The organism is Streptomyces sp. NBC_00829 (genome assembly GCF_045161795.1).
Classification (GTDB): domain Bacteria; phylum Actinomycetota; class Actinomycetes; order Streptomycetales; family Streptomycetaceae; genus Streptomyces.
The window spans coordinates 889,203-910,596 of the sequence record NZ_CP108867.1 but is presented as its reverse complement, the minus strand read 5'-3'; the positions used below and the strand labels follow the sequence as shown (position 1 = coordinate 910,596).

19 protein-coding genes and 1 pseudogene are annotated in these 21,394 nt (G+C 71.6%); 12 read left to right on the top strand and 8 right to left on the bottom strand.

Features of this window, described 5'->3' with window-relative positions; translation table 11 throughout:
* Positions 1-4 precede the first annotated feature (4 nt).
* Both OG293_RS03750 and OG293_RS03745 read right to left on the bottom strand, forming a co-directional pair.
* Entirely contained in the window at positions 5-520 is a 516-nt protein-coding gene (locus OG293_RS03750) for a DUF1990 family protein (protein ID WP_405997320.1), read from the bottom strand.
* Entirely contained in the window at positions 517-1,344 is an 828-nt protein-coding gene (locus OG293_RS03745; RefSeq protein ID WP_405997319.1) for a YndJ family protein, read from the bottom strand. The genes OG293_RS03750 and OG293_RS03745 overlap by 4 nt, the downstream gene beginning before the upstream one ends.
* 143 nt (positions 1,345-1,487) lie before the next feature.
* Between OG293_RS03745 and OG293_RS03740 the strand changes: the two genes are divergently transcribed.
* From OG293_RS03740 to OG293_RS03710, 7 genes are all read left to right on the top strand, one after another.
* Positions 1,488-2,555, top strand: a complete 1,068-nt coding sequence (locus OG293_RS03740; RefSeq protein ID WP_405997318.1) for a DUF6777 domain-containing protein — start codon at positions 1,488-1,490, stop codon at positions 2,553-2,555.
* A gap of 54 nt (positions 2,556-2,609) precedes the next feature.
* Positions 2,610-4,682, top strand: a complete 2,073-nt coding sequence (locus OG293_RS03735) for a SpoIIE family protein phosphatase (protein WP_405997317.1) — start codon at positions 2,610-2,612, stop codon at positions 4,680-4,682.
* A gap of 116 nt (positions 4,683-4,798) precedes the next feature.
* Positions 4,799-6,139 (top strand): wax ester/triacylglycerol synthase family O-acyltransferase, encoded by a 1,341-nt coding sequence (locus tag OG293_RS03730; RefSeq protein ID WP_405997316.1) that lies wholly within the window; start codon positions 4,799-4,801, stop codon positions 6,137-6,139.
* A 169-nt stretch (positions 6,140-6,308) separates the two neighbouring features.
* Positions 6,309-7,286: an aldo/keto reductase gene (locus OG293_RS03725; RefSeq protein ID WP_405997315.1), complete on the top strand. Its 978-nt coding sequence runs from the start codon at positions 6,309-6,311 to the stop codon at positions 7,284-7,286.
* 13 nt (positions 7,287-7,299) lie between these two features.
* A complete protein-coding gene (locus OG293_RS03720) occupies positions 7,300-7,611 on the top strand; it encodes an L-rhamnose mutarotase (protein WP_405997314.1) in 312 nt (103 codons plus the stop codon).
* 4 nt (positions 7,612-7,615) lie between these two features.
* Complete coding sequence (locus OG293_RS03715) at positions 7,616-8,467, top strand: amidohydrolase family protein (protein ID WP_405997313.1); 852 nt, start codon at positions 7,616-7,618, stop codon at positions 8,465-8,467.
* Positions 8,468-8,504: 37 nt separating this feature from the next.
* Positions 8,505-9,365, top strand: a complete 861-nt coding sequence (locus OG293_RS03710; RefSeq protein ID WP_405997312.1) for an Fpg/Nei family DNA glycosylase — start codon at positions 8,505-8,507, stop codon at positions 9,363-9,365.
* Between the two features lie 18 nt (positions 9,366-9,383).
* Here OG293_RS03710 and OG293_RS03705 read toward each other — a convergent pair whose 3' ends face one another.
* Positions 9,384-10,049, bottom strand: a complete 666-nt coding sequence (locus OG293_RS03705) for a hypothetical protein (protein WP_405997311.1) — start codon at positions 10,047-10,049, stop codon at positions 9,384-9,386.
* Between the two features lie 231 nt (positions 10,050-10,280).
* Here OG293_RS03705 and OG293_RS03700 point away from each other — a divergent pair, with 231 nt between their 5' ends.
* The 4 genes from OG293_RS03700 to OG293_RS03685 all read left to right on the top strand — a co-directional run bounded on the left by OG293_RS03700 (position 10,281) and on the right by OG293_RS03685 (position 14,583).
* Positions 10,281-11,120: a LytR/AlgR family response regulator transcription factor gene (locus OG293_RS03700; protein WP_405997310.1), complete on the top strand. Its 840-nt coding sequence runs from the start codon at positions 10,281-10,283 to the stop codon at positions 11,118-11,120.
* Positions 11,121-11,228: 108 nt separating this feature from the next.
* Positions 11,229-11,609: a hypothetical protein gene (locus OG293_RS03695; protein WP_405997309.1), complete on the top strand. Its 381-nt coding sequence runs from the start codon at positions 11,229-11,231 to the stop codon at positions 11,607-11,609.
* Between the two features lie 23 nt (positions 11,610-11,632).
* Positions 11,633-13,366: a cation acetate symporter gene (locus tag OG293_RS03690; RefSeq protein WP_405997308.1), complete on the top strand. Its 1,734-nt coding sequence runs from the start codon at positions 11,633-11,635 to the stop codon at positions 13,364-13,366.
* Positions 13,363-14,583 (top strand): sensor histidine kinase, encoded by a 1,221-nt coding sequence (locus OG293_RS03685; protein WP_405997307.1) that lies wholly within the window; start codon positions 13,363-13,365, stop codon positions 14,581-14,583. Before OG293_RS03690 ends, OG293_RS03685 begins: the two co-directional genes overlap by 4 nt.
* A gap of 134 nt (positions 14,584-14,717) precedes the next feature.
* Here OG293_RS03685 and OG293_RS03680 read toward each other — a convergent pair whose 3' ends face one another.
* The 5 genes and pseudogenes from OG293_RS03680 to OG293_RS03660 all read right to left on the bottom strand — a co-directional run bounded on the left by OG293_RS03680 (position 14,718) and on the right by OG293_RS03660 (position 17,878).
* The gene (locus OG293_RS03680) at positions 14,718-15,242 is read right to left on the bottom strand and encodes a hypothetical protein (protein WP_405997306.1); all 525 of its coding nucleotides are present in this window, start codon (positions 15,240-15,242) and stop codon (positions 14,718-14,720) included.
* A 249-nt stretch (positions 15,243-15,491) separates the two neighbouring features.
* The gene (locus OG293_RS03675; protein WP_405997305.1) at positions 15,492-16,157 is read right to left on the bottom strand and encodes a hypothetical protein; all 666 of its coding nucleotides are present in this window, start codon (positions 16,155-16,157) and stop codon (positions 15,492-15,494) included.
* A gap of 142 nt (positions 16,158-16,299) precedes the next feature.
* A pseudogene (locus OG293_RS03670) lies at positions 16,300-16,449 on the bottom strand (sigma factor); the annotation flags it as partial.
* A 72-nt stretch (positions 16,450-16,521) separates the two neighbouring features.
* On the bottom strand, positions 16,522-17,064 hold the full coding sequence (locus OG293_RS03665; protein WP_405997304.1) for a sigma-70 family RNA polymerase sigma factor: 543 nt from the start codon (positions 17,062-17,064) through the stop codon (positions 16,522-16,524).
* 352 nt (positions 17,065-17,416) lie between these two features.
* Entirely contained in the window at positions 17,417-17,878 is a 462-nt protein-coding gene (locus OG293_RS03660) for a universal stress protein (protein ID WP_405997303.1), read from the bottom strand.
* Between the two features lie 61 nt (positions 17,879-17,939).
* Between OG293_RS03660 and lysX the strand changes: the two genes are divergently transcribed.
* Complete coding sequence (lysX, locus tag OG293_RS03655; RefSeq protein WP_405997302.1) at positions 17,940-21,245, top strand: bifunctional lysylphosphatidylglycerol synthetase/lysine--tRNA ligase LysX; 3,306 nt, start codon at positions 17,940-17,942, stop codon at positions 21,243-21,245.
* Positions 21,246-21,394: the final 149 nt, after the last annotated feature.

Here is a 21,394-nt window from a genome sequence, read left to right as displayed (position 1 = left end):
GTATTCAGTCAGTGGCGATGCGTCGCAGCGTCTGGGTGAGCCGCCGTGCGTACCAGCGCTGGAGTACGGGCACCAGCGGGCCCGCGAGCCGGGTGTACCAGGTCGCGGGGCGGCTGAAGGCCATGACGGTGAACCAGACCGAGCCGTCGTCCCGCAGGTCGACGACGAAGGACTCCTCGCCCTGCTCGGGGTGTCCGGTCCTCGTTCCGTAGGCGAAGCCGGTGCGGTCGCTCCCGTACGCCGTCCAGATCACCTCGCAGGGCGCGGCGAACCGCACGGGCCCCGCGCCGGCCGAGACCTCCAGGCGGACGCCGGGCTCGGCGCGCGTCGCCGTGCAGCGCACCCGGGCGCCCGCCGCCCGGTGCATCCGCCAGGTGGTGACTGCCTCCCCGGCCTCTTCGTAGGCGGCGCGGCCACGGCCGATCCGGGCGGTGTGGTGGAGGTGGTGGTATCCGTCGGGCAGGGGGCCGAGGCGGGTCGCCCCGACCTCCGCGTAGTTGAGTGGGCGGACGTTCCTCATACGGCTGTCTCCTTCAGTCGTCGCCAGGCCAGCACCGAGCAGAGCGCGAAGCCGAGGGCGTTGCCGAGGCCGTGGGTGGCGGCCATCCAGGTGAGATTGGGGTGGGGGAGGCCCGTGGCCTCGCCGAGCGCCCAGCTCACGGCGAGCAGCATCGTCGCCACCAGGACGGCGGCGGAGACGGCCAGCAGCGTGCGGGCGAACCGGTCGCGTTCGCCCGCACGGACATCGCGCCACGTCAGCAGGGCCACGGTCCACATTCCCGCGGTCAGTACGAGCGCCCCCAGCAGTTCCGCCCAGTCGTCCACGAAGTAGCCGGCCAGGACGAGCAGGGTGCCGAGCGGCACGCTCAGCGCCGCGAAGCGTCCGGCGCCGGCGGCCTGTCCGGCCGTCGCCCGGCAGACCAGCCCCGCGACCAGTGCCGCGGTGAAACCGGCGAAGTGGAAGTGCAGCACGGTCAGCGCCAGGATCGCGAGGCCGAAGCCGAACAACTCGTGCCCGGAGCGCTCGGCGACGAGTGCGACCCCCGCGACGGACGGTGTCAGCAGTGCGGTGAGGACCGCGATCTCGGCGGGCGCGAGTGAGCGGGTGCGGGCGATCCGGCGCGGGGCCCGAGCGGCGAGGGCGAGTGTGCCCAGTGCGTAGACACCGGCGAGCACGGTGGCCGCGGTCGAACGTGGAAGCCAGAGGGAGATCGCACCCGGGACGGCGAAGAACAGCCACGTCCGCCGAATGGGTGCGAGCTCGTCGGCGTCCATCAGCCGCAGTCCGGCAGGCACCACGACCAGCATGCCGAGCATCACGATCAGGTTGACCAGTACGGACACCGCGCACCCCACCCCTGGGCTTGAACGTGTTCAATTCCTTGGCCAGACACTAAGGGCATTCTTGAACGCGTTCAAGTCGCGGGGGTCGGCGGAATCCGGCAGAACTTGAGGAACACATCGGGGTGAAGAGTCGGGAGATCTTCGTGCGTCCACCCATTCGTCGGCGGTGCGCCGCGGTCGCCGCCGCCGTGTCCGTCGCGCTTCTTGCGGCCGGGTGCGGCGGCGCAAGCAGTGCGGCGACGGATTCGAAGGAGGTCCACCTCCAGCCCGTCGCGGACCGGGGGCCCGACCCGTTCACCGGCTCGACGGCCGTCACCGAGGGTGCTCCGTCGCCCGCGTCGCCCGCCCCGTCGAGCGCATCGAGCAGCCCGGCCAGAGGGCTGACCCTGCGCACGCTGTCGGGTGCGACGCCCGGCCTCTACGGCGGCACGCAGTCGGTGGGCAGCTGCGATGTCGAGCAGCAGGTCAGGTTCCTCGGCGAGGACCAGGCGAAGGCGCGCGCCTTCGCCCGCGCGTCGGGCATCTCGCCGTCAGCCGTTCCGGATTTCCTGCGCGGTCTGACCCCCGTCGTCCTGCGCGCCGACACCCGCGTGACCGACAACGGCTACCGCGGGGGTTCCGCCACCGGCTACCAGGCCGTGCTGCAGGCGGGCACCGCTGTGCTCGTCGACGGATACGGGGCGCCGCGCGTGCGCTGCGCCTGCGGAAACCCGCTGAAGCCGCCGGTCGCCGTCCGGGGTGCCGTCGTCACAACCGGCACACCGTGGCAGGGCTATCTGCCCGATCAGGTGGTCGTCGTCAAACCGACCTCGCGGATCGTCGACAGCATTGTGATCGTCGACGTCGTCAACAACACCTGGATCGAGCGCAGGACCGGGACCAACGGTGAAGCCGACAAGCGCCCCGATGTGCTGCCGCCGGTGACGCCGGACGACATCTTCAGTTATCCGCCGACCGCCGAGCCGCTCGTGCCCGGTGACCCGACACCGTCCGGGGACGCGACGCGGCCCGACATGCCGAGCAGCGTCGCCCCGCCGTCGACCGCGGCGCCGGTCAATCCGCCCGCCGATCCGTCGACGGGCACACCGAGCGAGCAGTTCCCACCCCCGATTGCGCCCGACGTGCCCTCCGGGGACACGGTCACCCCGTCCCAGCCGGACCTGCTCATCCCCTCCGAGGTCCCGGCCGAGCCGGACACCTTCCAGGGTTGAGCGGATCGGTCCGAACCGGTCGAAGAATCAGACAAATGATGGCAGAGTGGCCACATGGTTGATCGGGCAGCGGGTGCCTTGTCGCTTCCCGACGACTGGCCGGCCGGCTCGGAGCTGAGTCTGTCCGTCAACGGCATGGGGAGCTTCGACTGGGACCTGGTCAGCGGGCTGATGCACCTGGACCAGCCCGGTCACGAGGTGTTCGATCTGCGCCCCGGTGAGTACGACGGCCGTCCGGAGAGCCTGGCTCTCCGCGTGCCGGCGGACGAGGCCGTCCGCCTGGACACTCTGGTGTCGCAGGCACTCAAGAACGGCAGTGACCGCTACGGCGTGTACTTCCGCATCCGGCTCCGCGACGGAACCCTGCGCTGGACGCACACCCAGGCCTCCGTCATCCGGGACGAGACGGGCCGGCCGCTGCGGATCATCGGCATCGTCCGCGATGCCACCGAGGAGCTCGCCGACTCCACCGAGCTCGTGGCGGCCGACACCGACCGCCGCAGGCAGACCAGCGTCGTCGAGAGCACCACGGCCGCCCTCGCCCACGCGCGCACCGTCCAGGACGTCATCGACGTCCTGAAGGACTCGCACGGCCTGGAGCACTTCGGCGCGACCAGTCTCGTCATGGGGCTGCTGGAGTCGGGCCGGATCCATCTGGTCGCCGAAGGGCCCGAGGGCTCCTTCGTGCCCGGCACCCGCTACACCCGGGTGGACGAGGAGTACCCGATGAGCGAGGTGGTGCGCACCCTGACGCCCCGCTTCATCGAGTCCGAGCGGGATTTCGCCGACTCCTATCCCTTGCTCTGGCCGCATATCGAGGACCTGCACATCACCTCCGCCGCCTATCTGCCGCTGATCGCCCAGGCCCGCCCGATCGGAGCACTCGGTCTCCTGTACGGCGACAAGACCGGCTTCAGCTCCGAGGAGCGCAATCTGCTGGTCGCCCTCGGCAGCAGCATCGCGCAGAGCCTCCAGCGCGCCGTCCTGTTCGAGCAGGAGCACGACCTCGCCGAGGGGCTCCAGCAGGCGATGCTGCCCCGGCGCATCCCCGATGTGCCCGGGGCCCAGATCGCCGTGCGCTACCGCTCGGCGCGGATAGGCCGGGACATCGGCGGCGACTGGTACGACATCATCGCGCTGCCCGGGGGACGCGTCGGGGCGGTCATCGGCGACGTACAGGGACACGACACCGACGCGGCGGCGGTGATGGGGCAGCTGCGCATCGTTTTGCGGGCGTACGCCGCGGAGGGGCACACCCCCGCCACCGTGATGGCGCGCGCCTCCGTGTTCCTGCACGAACTGGACACCGAACGGTTCGCGACCTGCATGTACGCCGAGGTGGACCTGACGACCGGCGTCGTCCAGCTGGTGCGTGCCGGGCATGTCGACCCGCTGATCCGGGACAACGACGGGGACTGCCGCAGACTGCCGGTGGAGGGCGGGTTGCCGCTGGGACTGTCGGCGGAGTTCGGCCGGCTCGAATACCCCGTCAGCACGGTCGACTTGGATCCCGGGCAGACCCTCCTCCTCTACACCGACGGGCTGGTCGAGCAGCCGGGCGCCGACCTGGACGACGGGATGCAGCTGCTGACCGCGATGGTGCGCAACGGCCCGCGAGATCTTCAGCTGCTCGCCGACCGGCTGTGCGAGGTGGTGGACGAGCGGGGCGGGGACGACGACGTGGCACTCCTGCTGCTGCGCCGAAAGGGTGCCTACACCCCCCAGTCGGGCGGTCGGCTTCAACAGCATGTGGCGCAGAACGACCCCGAGGCGCTGCGTTCGGCCCGGCACATGATCCTTGCGGCCGTACGGGCCTGGGGCGCGCGCGAGCGGTCGGACGAGATCGAGCTCGCGGCCGACGAGATGATCACCAATGCGCTGATGCACACCGACGGAGGAGCGATCGTGACGGTCCGGGTGCTGGCGGGTCCTGAACGGAGGCTGAGGGTGGAGGTCGAGGACCGTTCCAGCGCCCTGCCGCGCAGGCGGGACGCGGGGGAGTCGGGAGTCTCCGGGCGAGGGCTGATGCTCGTGGACCGGCTGGCGGAAGCCTGGGGCGTGGAGTCGAGGGGCAGCGGCAAGTGCGTCTGGTGCGAATTCATCGTCCCCGTCCGAGTGCGCCATTGATGCTTACCTGTTGTTAACTGTCCGTGAACTGATCGTACTTGACCGTAACCGACCGTAGGCGATTGACTTCACCCTCCTGGTCTTTTCAGGACACCTTCTAGGACAAGAGGTCCCCCTTGAGCAGCGAGCTTCTTGCCCCCCTCGATCTGGCGTTCTGGCACCTCGAATCGGCCGGGCACCCGATGCATCTCGGCGCGCTGGCCTTCTTCGCCCCGGCCCCGGGTGCGCAGAGCGGTGATCGTGTCATCGACCTGCTCGCCACCCGTGCGGCGGCCATCCGCCGGCTGCGGATGCGGGTCCGGGACGTCTGGCTTCCCATCGGCGGGGCGGCCTGGGCGGTCGCCAAGGACTTCGACGTACGACGTCATGTGCGCGAGGTCCGGATCCCGGAGGGCGACTTCGCCGCCGAGGCCGCCGCCATCGCCGGTGAACTGATGGAACGTCCGCTCGAACGAGGTCTGCCGCCCTGGGAGATGTATCTGCTGACCGGGGAGGAGGACGGCCCCTTCGCCGTGCTCGTCAAGCTGCACCACGCCCTGGCCGACGGTATGCGCGCGGTCTCCATCGGCGCGGGGATCTTCGACGAGATCGCAGGTGCCCGCACCGCAGGCGTCCGGCGGGCGCGCACCGCCGAACCGGGGAACTGGCTCACCGGTCCCCGGCAGGTGGCCGGATTCGCCCGGGGCCGCATCGAGGAGCTGGGCAGGGCCGTGGGTGTCGGCGCCTCCGTCGTACGGGCCAGCAGGCTCGACGCCCGTGGCACGCCCGCGCTTTCGGCCGGCTCCAGTGGAACCCGGCGGCTCGGCACCGCCGTGCTGGACCTCGAAGACGTCCAGCGAGTACGGCGGGCGATGGGCGGCACCGCCAACGACGTGCTGCTCGCGGTGGTCGCCGGTGCGCTGCGGCGCTGGCTGGAGGAGCGCGGAGAACCGCTGCCGGCCGCCGACCCGCGCGCCCTTGTGCCTGTGTCCCGGCGCAGGCCCGGCAGCCCCGCCGGGTCGGGCAACAAGTTCTCCGCCTATCTCCTCGATCTGCCCGTCGGCGACCCCGACCCGCGCTCACGGCTGGATGCCGTGCGGACCGGCATGGACCGCAACAAGGCGGCGGGTCCCTGGCGCGGCGCCGGGGCGCTGACCGTGCTCGCCGATCAACTGCCTCCCCTGGCTCACCGCTTCGGCGCCCCCCTGGCGGGCGGTGCGGCCCGGATGCTCTTCGACGTCCTGGTGACCAGCGTGCCGCTGCCGCGCTCGGCCCTTTCGCTCGGCGGCAGCCCGCTGCGCGAGATCTATCCGATGGCGCCGCTGGCCCGGGGGCAGTCTCTGGCGATCGCCCTGTCGACGTACGGCGGACGGGTGCATGCCGGACTGGTCGCCGACGGCAAGGCCGTCCCGGACCTCGACCGGCTCGCGCGGAGCCTGGGGGAGGAGCTCGACGAACTCCTCGCGGCCACCCGATAGGCCCCCCGAGCGGGCAGAGATCGCACCCATAGGCCCCGCAGTAGGCAGAGATCGGACAGATCGCCCGCCCGGGGCAAGATTTCGCCCCTCCTTGGGTGTTGACGCCCTTAAGTGATCCGATGAATATTCATCGTGGTCGGCGGAAACCTCAGCGAGAGGGCAGTACCGGATGCGATGGAGCACGCTCGGGCACAGCAAGGTCGCCATCACGGAGCTGTCCTTCGGGGCCGCGGGCGTCGGCAATCTGTATGCCGCGGTCGAGCCCGCTACCGCTTCGGCGGCGGTCGACGCCGCCTGGCACGCCGGCATCCGCACCTTCGACACCGCTCCCCACTACGGCCTCGGCCTGTCCGAGCGCCGGCTCGGCGAGGCGCTGCGGACCCGTCCCCGGGATGCGTACACGCTCTCCACCAAGGTCGGGCGGCTGCTCGAACCCTGCCCCGCCGAAGGCGACGACCTCGCCCACGGCTTCGCCGTCCCTGCCGACCACCGGCGCGTCTGGGACTTCAGCGCTGACGGAGTGCGCCGCAGCATCGAGGCCAGCCTGGAACGACTCGGCGTCGACCGGATCGACATCGTCTATCTGCACGACCCGGACGAACACGAGGAAGCGGCCTTCCGCCACGGCTACCCGGCGCTGGAACGGCTGCGCGCCGAAGGCGTCGTCGGCGCGATCGGCGCCGGTATGAACCAGACCTCCATGCTCACCCGCTTCCTCCGCGACACCGACGTCGACGCCGTCCTGTGCGCCGGACGCTTCACCCTTCTCGACCAGAGCGCGCTCACCGAACTGCTGCCCGAGGCTGCCGCCCGGGGGAAGAGCGTCGTCGTCGGCGGGGTCTTCAACTCCGGGCTCCTCGCCGACCCCCGGCCCGGCGCCCCCTACGACTACGCCGAGGCGCCCGAGGAGATCCTCGGGCGCGCCCTGCGGCTCAGTGCCGTGGCCGAACGCCACGGCGTACCGCTGCGCGCAGCCGCACTGCACTACCCGCTCACCCACCCGGCCGTCGCAGGCGTCCTCGTCGGCACGCGCTCCGCGGCCGAAGTACGCGACGCGGCCGACATGCTGGCCCGCACCGTCCCGACCGGGCTCTGGGACGAGCTGCGCGCCGAAGGACTGCTGCCCAACGACCGGGAACACCAATGAGAGGGGAAGCCCGATGAGAGTCGCGCTGCACACCACGGTCCGCGCCGACCGCGTCGCCGCGTACGAGGCGGCCCACCGCGAGGTCCCCGAAGAGCTGACCGGCGCCATCCGCGCCGCCGGTGTCACCTCCTGGACCATCTGGCGCAGCGGCACCGACCTCTTCCACCTCCTCGACTGCGCCGACTACGCCCTGCTCCTCGCCTCCCTGGAGAAACTCCCCGTCAACATCGCCTGGCAGGCCCGGATGGCCGAACTGCTCGACACGGTGCACGACTACTCCGCCGACGGCGCCGAGGCCCCGCTGCCCGTCGTCTGGGAGCTGTGAGCCCATGACGATCATCGACGCCCACCACCATGTGTGGGATCTGTCCGTACGGGACCAGGAGTGGATCACCGGCCCCGAGATGGCCCCGATCCGCCGTGACTTCTCCGTCGACGACCTCGCCCCCCAGGCGCGCGCCGCCGGAGTGCACGCCACCGTCCTCGTCCAGACGATCACCGTCGCGGAGGAGACCCCCGAATTCCTCGCCCTCGCCGACGGAAACGAACTCGTCGCGGGTGTCGTCGGCTGGACCGACCTCACCGCGCCCGATGCCGCCGACACCCTCGCGGCGCTGCGCCGCCTTCCCGGCGGTGACCGCCTCGTCGGCATCCGCCACCAGGTCCAGGGCGAGAGCGACCCGGACTGGCTGCTGCGCCCCGACGTCCTGCGGGGACTTGCCGCCGTCGCCGACGCCGGACTCGTCTACGACCTGGTGGTGCAGCCGCACCAGCTCCCCGCGGCTGCCGAGGCCGCCGCCCGTCTGCCCCGGCTCACGTTCGTACTGGACCACCTCGGCAAGCCGCCCGTCGCCTCCGGAGAGATGGAACCCTGGGCGGCCGACGTACGGGCCCTCGCGGCCCGGCCGAACACCGTCTGCAAGCTCTCCGGCCTGGTCACCGAGGCATCCTGGTCCACCTGGACCGTGCCCGGCCTCAGCCCCTACGCCGACACCGTCCTCGACGCCTTCGGCCCCGCCCGGCTGATGTTCGGCTCCGACTGGCCGGTCTGCACACTCGCCGCGAGCTACGCCGAGGTCGTCGCCACCGCCCGCGCGCTCACCGAGGGCCTGAGCGAGGACGAACGCCGGGCCGTCTTCGAGCTCACGGCGTGCCGCGTCTACGGCCTGCCCGCGAGCTGAACCTGCGGCCACGCGGCGCCTGCGGCACCCTGGACGCATGCCGGAGCTGCCCGAAGTCGAAGCGCTGAGAGAGTTCCTCGACACCCATCTGGTGGGACAGGAGATCGTCCGCGTCCTGCCGTTGGCCATCAGCGTCCTCAAGACCTACGACCCGCCGCTGACGGCACTCGAAGGCGCCGAGGTCACCGCCGTCGACCGGCACGGGAAGTGGCTCGACATCAGCGCGGGCGGCCTCCATCTCGTCGCCCATCTCGCGCGGGCGGGCTGGCTGCGGTGGAAGGAGGAGTTCCCGGCCGCGCCGCCCCGCCCCGGCAAGGGGCCGCTCGCGCTGCGTACCCTCCTCGCGTCGGGCGCCGGCTTCGACCTCACCGAGGCGGGCACCACCAAACGCCTCGCCGTCCATCTCGTCCACGACCCGGCCGAGGTGCCCGGCGTCGCCCGCCTGGGGCCCGACCCGCTCGCCGAAGGCTTCGACCGCGACGCATTCGCCGCGCTCCTGGCGGGGGAGCGCCGGCAGATCAAGGGCGCGCTGCGCGACCAGAGCCTGATCGCCGGCATCGGCAACGCCTACAGCGACGAGATCCTGCACACGGCGAAGATGTCGCCGTTCAAGCCCGTGCAGAATCTCACCGACGACGAGACCACCGCCCTCTACGCAGCCCTGCGCACCACACTGACCGACGCCGTCGAGCGCTCCCGCGGGGTGGCCGCGGGCCGGCTCAAGGCCGAGAAGAAGAGCGGTCTGCGCGTCCACGGACGCACCGGTCAGCCATGTCCCGTCTGCGGCGACACGATCCGCGAAGTCTCCTTCAGCGACTCCTCGTTGCAGTACTGCCCCACGTGCCAGACCGGCGGCAAACCGCTCGCCGACCGCAGGCTCTCCCGCCTGCTGAAGTGATCACCCGGCGCAGAGAACTCACTCGATGGAGAGCAGGGCCTGCCCATCGGCGCCGCGGACCTCCCAGCGGCCGATCTCGGCGCTCGGCAGGTCCGTACCTCCCTCGATCTCCAGCGACTGCTCATGCTCACCCGAGCCGGGCATCCCGATACCGCCCGCGGGAACCGACCAGGTGAGGACCGGGTGCTCGATGCCGTTCTTGGCGACCGCCACCAGCCGACAGGTGCGCGGACCGGAAAGGCGGGTGATCTGCAGGGCGACCGCGGTGCCCCAGACCCGGCGCTCCACCGCGGCGGACGCGGTGACACCCGTCCTGGCGTCGCTCGCCTCCACCCGCTGTGCGGGCGGCAGTCCACCCGCCCGGATCGCGAACACCGCCGCGGGCAGGGCGACGACGAGCGCTGCGGCCGCCGCCACCAGCCCCAGCCGGCGTCTGCTGCTGCGGCGTCCGGCCACCACCACCTGGTCCGTCAGCCCGTCCAGGAGCCGCGGGCTCGGAAGGGCCTCGATCCGGTCGGGGCCGGCCAGTTCGGCCACGGACGCGGCGATCGCCGTGAACTCGGAGAGCTGTACCGTGCACATCACACACTCGGGCAGATGCTCCTCGAACCGGAAGGCATCGGCGGGTTCAAGGACGCCCAGCGCATAGGCGGCCACGTCCCGATGCCGCTGCTGCAAGCTCATGGCGTCCTCGTTTCGTCTCTCGCGGTGCTGCGTTCGCTGCGTTCTGTCGACCTGGAGTACGCATCAGGGACGCGCTGTGCTCAACTCCATGCGCTACGAGCACAACCGCACCGCGGTTCGGGGCCGTGCGGGAGGTGACGGGTTGGCCTGTTCTCGGAAGAGGATCTGCTCGACCGTCTCGGCGACGGCACACCGTGGTCCCGCACCGCGGCCGCGCATAAACTCCGCGGCATGCTGCGCGTACTGGCTGTCGACGACGAGAAACCGGCACTTGAGGAACTGCTCTACCTGCTGCGCTCCGACGCGCGCGTCCGCAGCGCGGAAGGAGCCACGGACGCCACCGAGGCACTGCGCCGCATCGGCCACGCACTGGAGGCGGGCCCGGACGGCGAGGACGGCATCGACGTCGTCTTCCTCGACATCCACATGGCCGGACTCACCGGACTCGACGTCGCCCGGCTGCTCGCCGGATTCGCCCGCCCACCGCTGATCGTGTTCGTCACCGCACACGAGGGCTTCGCCGTACAGGCCTTCGACCTCAAGGCCGTCGACTACGTCCTCAAGCCGGTCCGCAGGGAGCGGTTGGCCGAAGCCGTGCGCCGCGTCCGTGACCTGGTCGTCTCCGCGCGCGAACCCCGGCCGCCGGACCCGGCCGTGCCCACCACCGCGCACATCCCGCAGCCCGCACCCGCCGCGGCGGGCCTGTCCCCAGGCACAGCGCCGGGCGGCGCCGCGGCTGTGGAGCAGGTCCCGGTCGAACTGGGCGGAGTCACCCGGTTCGTACCGATCGACGACATCGCCTATGTCGAGGCCCAGGGCGACTACGCCCGGCTCCACACCAAGGACGGCAGCCACCTGGTGCGTATCCCGCTGTCCACCCTGGAGGAGCGCTGGGCCTCCCGAGGATTCGTCCGCATCCACCGAAGCCACCTCGTGGCTCTCGCCCGCATCGACGAACTGCGCCTGGACGCCGGGACGACGACCGTGCGGGTGGGTGAGGCCGAGCTCGCGGTCAGCCGCCGGCACGCGCGCCACCTGCGCGATCTGCTGATCCGCCGCGCCAGGGGCTGAAACGGCGTTTCATTATCGGCGAGCCGCCGGTCCCTACCGCAGGTCATCGTGGGTGCGTAGACTCCACAGCTCCCGAGGGTTCGCCGACAGACGCTGGAGCGGACGACGATGTCTGCAGACCAACAGCCACGCCGCGAAGTGGTCACCGGGGTGCCGCGCGGCACCCGGCGCGCGCCGGGGCACGCACCGGCCCGGTCCGAGATCAGCGAACAGACGACACTCGGCGCCACCTATGTGCGCTCGCTGATGCGCAGCCAACTGCGGGCCGCCCTGTGCGCCCTCGGAACGCTCGCCGCGCTGGTGGGCTCGCTGCCGCTCCTGTTCGCGCTCCCGGCAACGCTCGGAGGCCGCCTCTCCTCGCCCGAGCCGCTCGTCTGGGCGGCCCTCGGTGGGGGCGTCTACCCGGTGCTGTGGCTGACGGCACGCTGGTACGTCCGCCGCGCCGAACGCAACGAACAGGACTTCACCCGGCTCGTCGAGGGACGCTGACCCGTGTTCCCGGGGGAAGCCAGGTGAACCAGGCCTACGCGGTGACCGCCGTCACCGTCGTGGTGCTCGCCACCGTACTCATCGGCGCGCTCGGCCTGCGCATATCCCGCACCACCTCCGACTTCTACGTCGCGTCCCGCACGGTGAAGCCCGGCCTCAACGCGGCTGCCATCAGCGGTGAGTACCTCTCCGCGGCCTCCTTCCTCGGCATAGCAGGACTGGTGCTCCTCCAGGGTCCGGACATGCTCTGGTACCCGGTCGGCTACACCGCCGGCTATCTCGTCCTGCTGGTGCTGGTCGCCGCACCGCTGCGCCGCTCGGGCGCGTACACGCTCTCCGACTTCGCCGAGGCCCGCCTCGAGTCCGCCGCCGTGCGCAGGCTCGCCAGCCTCTTCGTCGTCGGCATCGGATGGCTCTATCTGCTGCCCCAACTCCAGGGCGCCGGGCTGACTCTGGAGATCCTCACCGGCGCGCCGGACTGGGTCGGCGGCCTGCTCGTCGCCGTCGTCGTCACCGGTGCGGTCGCGGCGGGCGGGATGCGCAGCATCACGTTCGTCCAGGCCTTCCAGTACTGGCTCAAGCTCACCGCACTGCTGGTGCCTGCGCTGTTCCTCGTCGCGGCCTGGGTGGGCGACGACACTCCCCGCGCCCGGTTCGACGCCCCCGCCCTCTTTCGCGAACACACCTCCGTACGCGTCGACACCACCGTCCGCGTCGACTTCGACGCACCGCTCGCCCTCACCGTCTCGGGCACCGTCGACCACACCTCCTACGAGGACGGGACGGCCGCGCTCGGCAAGGGCACCCATCGCATCGAGTCGGGAACGACATTGCGCTTCCCGAAGGGCGCCCAAGTGCCCCGACGGGCCACGTCCGGCTCCGACCCGGCGAGTTGGTCCCAGCCCCTTTCCGGCGGCAGGGACGGCTATCACCTCTATGCGACGTACGGCCTGATACTCGCCACCTTCCTCGGCACCATGGGCCTCCCGCACGTCGCCGTCCGCTTCTACACCAGCCCCCACGGGCGTGCCGCACGCCGGACCACGCTCGTCGTCCTCGGGCTGATCGGCGCCTTCTATCTGCTGCCGCCCGTCTACGGAGCACTGGGCAGGATCTACGCGCCCGAACTCTCGCTGACCGGGGACGCCGACGCCGCCGTGCTCGTGCTTCCCGAGCGGATGATCGGCGGCATCGCCGGGGACCTGCTCGGGGCGCTGCTCGCGGGCGGGGCGTTCGCGGCGTTCCTGTCGACGGCTTCCGGTCTGACGATGTCCGTCGCGGGCGTCATCACCCAGGACGTGCTGCCCTCGCGCGGCGTACGGTACTTCCGTCTCGCGACCCTGCTCGCCATGGCGGTGCCGCTCGCCGTGAGTGTGGTGGCCACCAATGTGCCGGTCGCCGACGCGGTGGGGCTGGCCTTCGCCGTCTCGGCCTCCTCCTTCTGCCCCCTGCTCGTGCTCGGGATCTGGTGGCGCGGTCTGACACCGCCCGGCGCGGCCGCCGGGCTTGTCGTCGGTGGGGGCGCGGCCCTCACCGCGGTGATGGCCACCCGCGCCGGCCTCGCCCCCGCCGGATGGGCGCACACACTGATGGCGTGGCCCGCCGTGTGGTCGGTGCCCGTCGGCTTTCTGACCATGGTGCTGGTGTCGCTGTCCACCAGGCGTCACATACCGCCCGGCGCCGCCGCCATCCTGGCGCGGCTGCATCTCCCGGAGGACCTCGTCGGCAGACCCCAGCCGGAAGGGGCCGAACGATGAACGGGACGGGCATCGCGGCGCTCGCCGCCGCCGGAGCGGTCCTGCTCGCCGTCGGTGTCGCGCTCGGCCGGCTGACGGCACGGCGTGGCAGCAGACCTGATCTCGACCTGGGCACGCCGGTGGAGCGGGCCACGTTCCACACGCTGCACACCGCCTCGCTGGCCGCGCCCCCGCTGCGGGCCGGTCTCACCGGGGACACCGCGCGCAAGGCCGCCCGGCGGCTGCGCTCCCTGCTCGGCACGGAGGCGCTCTGCCTCACCGACCGCGAGTCCGTGCTCGCCTGGGACGGGCCTGGCGCCGATCATCACGAGGAGTGGGTGAGGGTCCGCGTCGCCGACATGCTGGACTCCGGGCGCAGCCAGAGCGTGCACACGGAGTGCGAGGACCTGGAGTGCCCCTTGCGCTGGGCCGTCATCGCCCCGCTCACCGGCGAGGAGGGCGTACTCGGCGCGCTCGTCGCCTACGGCTCGCGGGAGTCCGCCGTCCTGGTGCGGGCCGCTACCGAGGTCGCCCGCTGGGTTTCCGTACAGCTGGAGCTGGCCGAGCTGGACCGCTCCCGCACCCGGCTGATCGAGGCGGAGATCCGTGCGCTGCGCGCCCAGATATCACCGCACTTCATCTTCAACTCGCTCGCCGCCATCGCCTCCTTCGTGCGTACCGATCCCGAGCGGGCCCGCGACCTGCTCCTGGAATTCGCCGATTTCACCCGCTACTCCTTCCGCAGGCACGGCGACTTCACCAACCTCGCCGACGAACTGCGCTCCACCGAGCAGTATCTGGCTCTCGCCGGGGCGCGTTTCGGGGACCGCCTCAAGGTGACGCTCCAGGTGGCGCCGGAGGTGCTGCCGGTGACGCTGCCGTTCCTGTGTCTCCAGCCCCTCGTCGAGAACGCGGTCAAGCACGGCCTGGAGGACTCCAGGAACGAGTGCCGGGTCACGATCGCGGCGCGGGACGCCGGGGCCGAGGCGATGGTCACCGTCGAGGACGACGGAGTGGGCATGGATCCCGACGTGCTGCGGAAGATCCTGGCGGGGGAGCGGACGGTGTCGTCGGGCGTCGGCCTCGTGAATGTCGACGAACGGCTGCGCCAGGTGTACGGGGACGATCACGGACTCGTCATCGAGACGGGTGTGGGCGCCGGTATGAAGATCACGGTCAGAATTCCCAAGTACAGCTCGGGTGTGCACTCCTCGGCCGGACGCCGTTCGACAGGCTGAGACGGCACCGGTTTCCCGCCTTCAGCTCAGTCGTGGCGCGAGGCAGTTGCCGGCATAGGGCCTTTCTCCCGATCGGGCCCGGCACGAGCCGAACGACAGGCCGTTGGCCGTCGCCGCTGTCCGTCCGCCTCCGCTCAGCAGAAGAGATGGATGGCCAGGTGGCTGAGCGGCAGACCCAGTTGCCAGGCCGGGGTCCATACCTGTGCGTACTCATCCACGACCGAGTCCATCGGACGTGGTGTGTGCCATGGTTCGCTCTCGCCGAGATCGGCGGCGAGCAGTTCCGTCCGCCGCAGCCAGCGCCACGCGTCCAGCGCGAGCGCCAGATCGGGGTCGGCCCCTTCGTCGAGGTCGCGCTCCCGCTCCTGCCGCGCCGCGAGCCGCTCGCCCACCCATTCCCGCCAGGGGTGTTCGTACGAGGTGAGCGACAGCCACTCGTCGATGCGGGAGACCACCCGGACGCCCGCCAGCTCTTCCGCGCTGTCGCACAGATAGATGGTGAGCGCCAGCGTCCGTCTTCCCGCCCGGTATTCGAGCGAGCCGCTTTCCACGAGCGCACCCGTGCGCAGCAACTCGTCGGCGATGTACTCGGCGCACAGCCACGCCATGGGGACTGCCAGCCCGCCGCCGCTGGTGCCGTTCGTACTCTCGGGCCGCACCCTTCCCACCTTCTTTCCGGACGACTTTCGTGCCGACACGACGACGAGCCTCCACCGTCAAACACGGTTGAGGGCCCTTCTTTACTCAACTTGAGCGTGAGGTTTCGCATACTGTCGCCCCCTGGACGTGGCCCCAGTGAGACGAGGGCACAGCAGGGACATCCGGGGCTCGCGTGACCGCCCGGCGGCGGGCGGCGGCACGGTCGCGACGGCCGACGGAGTGCGACGGGCGCGCATCACCGCGCGGCTTCAGACGGCCACGCGGACGGGCACCGGCCGGGGACGCCAGCTCCCGTCGTGAAGCTGAATGCGCAACAGCCCCGCCCGGCACCGCCGCCACGCGGGGCTGCCCGCGTCCGCCGCGCTCAGTGCGAGCAGAGCGAGCGCCGTGGCGGGCGGCTCGTCCTCGATTCGGGCGTCGTCCCACCGCAGGGCGGCGATCTTGGCCACCGCCTCACGCACCGGCTCCCGGCCGGCGGCCGGATGGTCGACGAGGAGGCGTGCCGCGACGAGCGCGGGGGAGCCGGGCCGCCCGGTGAAGGGGCAGGGCGTACCGGACGCGATGTCACCCGCGAGGAGCCCGCCCAGCCGGCCCACCGGAGCTCCGCCGACGACGCCCAGGTCGACATGGACGGCGACCGCGTGGACGATCCGGGTCAGTGCGGCGCAGCCTGGGGCGGACAGCACCGGGTGCCCCAGGTCGACCGGCTCGCTCTCCCGCAGTGCCAGCGCACGCAGCGCCGACTCGATCAACTCCGTCGCGGACCCCTCCGGACGGGTCCGCACATCACGCAGCCACCGCCGTGCCCGCCGCGCAGCCCGGCCGGCGGCCGCGTCGGGGCACCGGCCGAGCGCAAGAGCGGCGAGTGCCGTCTCGGCGATCGCCGTCGGCCGGGCCGGGGGCGTACAGGTCACGGAACCGTCCTCGGGTGAGTCGAAACGTTGGCCATCTGCACCGGTATTACGCGCCCGGCCCGGCCCGGGTTCAGCGTGATCCGCGCAGGCCGGGCGACCCGCAGCGCGGGCCCCGCGTGCCGCGGTGGACAGGGATCCGCCGCGCACCGAAGGCATCGGGATGTCTCCATGCCCGCACCAGGGTCTCCTGGACGAGGTCCTCGGCGTGCTGCGGGTCTCCGTGGGTGAGGCCGAGCAGGAAACCGAGAGATCGGCGGGGCGCGCCCGCCGAGTCATCCGCCACCTGGGGTATATGGCCCGGCTCGGTGCTGAGCGGCCGATCGGGGCGACGAAGGCCGCGACGAGCGGTACTGCCCCACTTCGGTCAGCGCCGCCGCCGTGCGTACCCGGGCAGGCAGCCGGCGAGCGCGCGCAGCGCGTAGTACGAACGCGACTTGACGGTTCCGACCGGTATGCCGAGCACCTCCGCCGCCTCGGTGACGCTGAGGCCGCGGAAGTAGATCTGCACCAGGACCGCCCGGTGCTCGGGAGTCAGGGACTCGACGGCGGCACGCACGTCGAGCGCGGCAACGGCCGTCTCGGTGACGTCGGCGGGGTCGGGCGTGGTGGCCAGGACCCCGTCGCCGATCTCGGCCGGCCGGGCCAGCCTGGAGCGGCGGGCGTCTATCGCGAGCCGCCGGCCGACCGTGAAGAGCCAGGGCCGCATCGACTCGTACGGGCCGTCGAAGGCCTCGGGGTGCTGCCAGGCCCGTACGAGCGTCTCCTGGAGCAGATCCTCGGCGCGCTGCTGGTCTCCGTAGGTCAGACCGAGCAGAAAACTGAGCAGTGCCGGACCGTGCTCACGTTGCAGCTCCACCAGGGCCCGCTCGTCGGTCCGTGCCGAAGCGGTCGCGGTCGCCGTCGCCATTGCCACCACCCTTTCGCGCTGTGATCGCTGCTCCGTGGCGTATACGAGCGCATCCGCGGGCGAAGGGACAGATGGCGCACGGCGGTCCTCGGTGAGCGGTCGCTCGGAGCGACGAGTGGTGCGGCGAGCGGTCGGGCCGGAAGCGGTGCCGGCGACAGCCCTCCCGGATCTGCCGGTTCGTCCCGACGTGGCGGGACACCGGCGCCCGGCGCGTGATCAACCTGTCCGACGCCCTGCACCGCGGGGCGGACCGGGCCGGGCTGAGCGAGGCACAGGACGGCCATCCGGACGGCCGTCCTCAGCCGTGGTGTGGCCGGCGGCCTCATATGGGCAGGGCGGCCCCGCCCGGACGCTACGGAACGACCGTCACCGGCCAGCGCCCCGCCTTCACCAGGCGGACCGCCACCGAGCCGACGATCCGGTGGCCCGCCTGTTCCGAGGCGCCCACCACCACGGCGTCTGCCTTCAGTTCGTCGGCGGCCGTGACCAGTCCGCTGTACGGATCGCCGCGGACGGTGTGGAACTCCCAGCGGATGTCCCAGATCCCCTTGACCCGTTCGGCCGCGGAGCGGATCTCCGCCACCAGCCCCTCGGCGATCTCCCCGGTCGTGTCCCCGACCGGGACCCCGAGCGCCGCGCCCGCGGGCATCACCGGCTGGACGTAGACGATGGCGAGCAGGGCGTGCTGGCGCCGGGCGAGGCCACCGGCGTACGCCGCGGCCCGCGGGGACGAGTCGGATCCGTCCACCCAAACGACGATCACCTTCGGACCGTCCGTGCCCCGTTCGAATCCCTGCTCATGCTGCTCCGTCACACCGGCGACGCCATCGGCTTCCGAGAGGCGTGCCGTGGGCGGTCTCCTTAAAGTGCAGAGCATGAGTGTCACGGTGAAGGAGCCCACTCAGGCTCGTGGCGGCTTGCGCGGCAGCGTGCCCGAGGCGTTCGCGATGTTCTTCGCCGCACTCGGTGTCTTCTGCGCCGTCCTCGCACTCATCGCGCCGCTTCGACGCCTGCTGAGCCCGGTGGTCGTGTTCCTGGACCGGGTCACTGTCCCGGTCAGCGCGAACCTCGCCTACGCCGTCTTCCTGCTGCTGCTCGCCGCCGCCGTCGGAGCCCGCAAGAAGGCCGCGTGGTGGCTGGTCGTGGCCTATCTGGCGCTGCTCGTGGTCACGGACGTCCTGGTGCTGATCTTCGACCACGAGTGGACGTGGATCGGCAATCTGGTGGTGTGCTCGCTCGGCCTGGCGGTGCTCGTATGGGCGCGCGGGGAGTTCTACGCGAGGACCCGGCGAGGGGCGCTGCGCCGCGCACTCCTCGTCCTCGTCCTCATGCTCATCGCGGGCATCCTCGTCGGCTGGGGCCTGGTCGAGGCGTTCCCCGGCGGGCTGCCGTCCAACCAGAGACTGCTCTGGGCCACCAACCGGGTGCTCGGCGGGCTCGCCTCCGGCGACCAGTTCGACGGCCGCCCGCCGCGCTTCCTCTTCTTCCTGCTCGGACTCTTCGGCGCGATCGCCCTGCTCAGCGCCGCAGCCACGCTGTTTCGCTCGCAACGGATGGAAGCCGCGCTGCACGGCGACGAGGAGCCCCGCATCCGCGCCCTGCTCGGCGCCTACGGCTCCCAGGACTCGCTCGGCTACTTCGCCACCCGCCGCGACAAGGCCGTCGTCTTCTCGCCCAACGGCAAGGGCGCCGTCACCTACCGCGTCGAGGCCGGGGTGGCCCTGGCCAGCGGCGACCCCGTCGGCGACCGGGCCGCCTGGACCCCCGCCATCGAGGCCTGGCTGGAGGTCGCCAAACGCTATGCCTGGGCGCCCGCTGTCATGGGCGCGTCCGAGGAGGGCGCCAAGGTCTACGCCCAGTCCGGGCTCGGAGCGATCCAGCTCGGCGACGAGGCGATCCTGACCGTCGCCCGCTTCGACCTGAACGGCCGCGACATGCGGGTCATCCGCCAGGCCGTCAACCGGGTGCAGCGCACCGGCGCCACCACCCGGGTGCGCCGGCACTCCGCGCTGACCGACGAGGAGATGCGGCGCATCGTCGACCGGGCCGACACCTGGCGCGACACCGAGACCGAACGCGGCTTCTCCATGGCGCTCGACCGCCTGGGGGACCCCGCCGACGGCGACTGCCTGCTCGTCGAGGCGTTCAACGGCGACGGCGAACTGATCGCTCTGCTCTCCTTCGTCCCCTGGGGCAAGGAAGGCATCTCGCTCGACCTGATGCGCCGCGACCGCACAGCTCCCAACGGCGTCATGGAGTTCATGGTCGCCGAACTCTGCGCCCATGTCGGAAAGCTCGGTGTCCACCGGATCTCCCTCAACTTCGCCGTCTTCCGCTCGGCCTTCGAGGAAGGTGCCCGGATCGGCGCCGGCCCGGTCCTGCGACTGTGGCGGCGGCTGCTTCTCTTCTTCTCCAAGTGGTGGCAGCTGGAGGCCCTGTACCGGTCCAACGTCAAGTACCAGCCCGAGTGGTACCCGCGCTTCCTCTGCTTCGGCGACGCGGGCTCCCTCGCCCGCGTCGGCATGGCCTCCGCGATCGCCGAGGGCTTCGTCTCCGTACCGAGCCTGCGCACACTCTGGGGCAGGGGGAAAGAGCGGCCCAAGGGCGTCGTCAGTCCCGTCACCACCCACGGCCTGCCGTCCATCGACTCGCTCGGCCTGGTGGGCCCGGACTCGCAGGCCGCGGTGGGGGAACAGCGGCTCCCCGAGCAGGTACGGGTCCGCCATCGCAAGCTGGAGCGGCTCCGGGCCGACGGCACCGACCCTTACCCCGTCGGCATCGCCCCGCGCACCGACACGCTCGCCGAGATCCGTGCCGCCTACCCCGTGACCGAACCCGGAACCCGAACGGGCAGACAGGCCACCGTCGCCGGGCGCGTGATGGCAGTGCGCGACTTGGGCGGCGTCGTCTTCGCCGTGCTGCGCGACTGGTCGGGCGACCTCCAGCTCGCCCTCACCCGTGACGGCACCGGCCACGACGTGCTGAGGGGCTTCACGTCCGACATCGACCTCGGCGACCACATCACCGCCACGGGCGAGATCGGCACCAGCGACAAGGGCGAGCTGTCGGTCTTCGTCGGCGCGTGGCAGCTGACCGGCAAGTGCCTGCGCCCGCTGCCGGACAAGCGGCGCGGACTCGCCGACCCCGAGGCCCGGGTGCGCCGCCGCTATCTCGACCTGGTCTCCAGCCCCGGCGCCCGCGACGTCGTACGCCACCGCTCGACCGCCGTCCAGGCGCTCCGCCAGGGGCTGCTGGAACGCGGGTATCTGGAGGTCGAGACGCCGATGCTCCAGCAGATCCACGGCGGCGCGAACGCGCGTCCCTTCACCACCCACATCAACGCCTACGACCTCGACCTCTATCTGCGCATCGCCCCCGAGCTGTATCTGAAGCGGCTGTGCGTGGGCGGCCTGGAGAAGGTCTTCGAGATGGGCCGCACCTTCCGCAACGAGGGCGTCTCGTACAAGCACAACCCCGAGTTCACGATGCTGGAGGCCTATCAGGCCTTCGCCGACTACGACGTGATGCTCGATCTGACCCGTGAGCTGATCCAGGGCGCGGCCATCGCGGCCTTCGGATCGCCGATCGCCCACAAGGCCGGTCCGGACGGGCGGCTCGTGGAGCACGACATCTCGGGTGTCTGGCCGGTCAAGACGCTGTACGGAGCGGTGTCCGAGGCACTCGGCGAGGAGGTGGACGCCGACACCGGTGAGGAGGTGCTGCGCCGGTACTGCGACCGGGTCGGGGTGCCCCACACGCCCGACGACACCCGCGGTGACGTGGTCCTGGAGATGTACGAGCGGCTGGTCGAGGAGCGGACCAAGATGCCCACCTTCTACAAGGACTTCCCGACCGACGTCTCCCCGCTCACCCGTCAGCACCGCCGGGACCCGCGTCTGGCCGAACGCTGGGACCTGGTCGCCTTCGGTACGGAACTGGGCACCGCCTACTCGGAGTTGACCGACCCCGTGGAACAGCGGCGCAGGCTCACCGCGCAGTCCCTGCTCGCCGCGGGCGGCGACCCGGAGGCGATGGAGCTCGACGAGGACTTCCTGGACGCGCTGGAGTACGCGATGCCGCCGACCGGCGGTCTGGGCATCGGGGTCGACCGGCTCGTCATGTTCCTCACCGGGCTGACGATCCGGGAGACGCTGCCGTTCCCCCTGGTCCGGCGCACCTGACGCACGGGCACGCGGCGGTGCGAGCCCGGGGAGCGACGGCGGCCGGGCACCGCGCCGCCCTGCCGTGTGCCCTCACGCTGCTCCCATCGGGTGCTTTCCCCCGTGTCACCGGTGTGGGGCGGGTGCCTGGCCCGAACGCCGTGCGAGCA

Excerpts from the sequence above, each read along its gene's own strand:
- OG293_RS03750 (WP_405997320.1), bottom strand. The coding sequence starts at position 520 with ATGAGGAACGTCCGCCCACTCAACTACGCGGAGGTCGGGGCGACCCGC.
- OG293_RS03735 (WP_405997317.1), top strand. The coding sequence starts at position 2,610 with ATGGTTGATCGGGCAGCGGGTGCCTTGTCGCTTCCCGACGACTGGCCG.
- OG293_RS03725 (WP_405997315.1), top strand. The coding sequence starts at position 6,309 with ATGCGATGGAGCACGCTCGGGCACAGCAAGGTCGCCATCACGGAGCTG.
- OG293_RS03720 (WP_405997314.1), top strand. The coding sequence starts at position 7,300 with ATGAGAGTCGCGCTGCACACCACGGTCCGCGCCGACCGCGTCGCCGCG.
- OG293_RS03715 (WP_405997313.1), top strand. The coding sequence starts at position 7,616 with ATGACGATCATCGACGCCCACCACCATGTGTGGGATCTGTCCGTACGG.
- OG293_RS03710 (WP_405997312.1), top strand. The coding sequence starts at position 8,505 with ATGCCGGAGCTGCCCGAAGTCGAAGCGCTGAGAGAGTTCCTCGACACC.
- OG293_RS03705 (WP_405997311.1), bottom strand. The coding sequence starts at position 10,049 with ATGAGCTTGCAGCAGCGGCATCGGGACGTGGCCGCCTATGCGCTGGGC.
- OG293_RS03700 (WP_405997310.1), top strand. The coding sequence starts at position 10,281 with ATGCTGCGCGTACTGGCTGTCGACGACGAGAAACCGGCACTTGAGGAA.
- OG293_RS03695 (WP_405997309.1), top strand. The coding sequence starts at position 11,229 with ATGTCTGCAGACCAACAGCCACGCCGCGAAGTGGTCACCGGGGTGCCG.
- OG293_RS03685 (WP_405997307.1), top strand. The coding sequence starts at position 13,363 with ATGAACGGGACGGGCATCGCGGCGCTCGCCGCCGCCGGAGCGGTCCTG.
- OG293_RS03665 (WP_405997304.1), bottom strand. The coding sequence starts at position 17,064 with ATGGCGACGGCGACCGCGACCGCTTCGGCACGGACCGACGAGCGGGCC.
- lysX (WP_405997302.1), top strand. The coding sequence starts at position 17,940 with ATGAGTGTCACGGTGAAGGAGCCCACTCAGGCTCGTGGCGGCTTGCGC.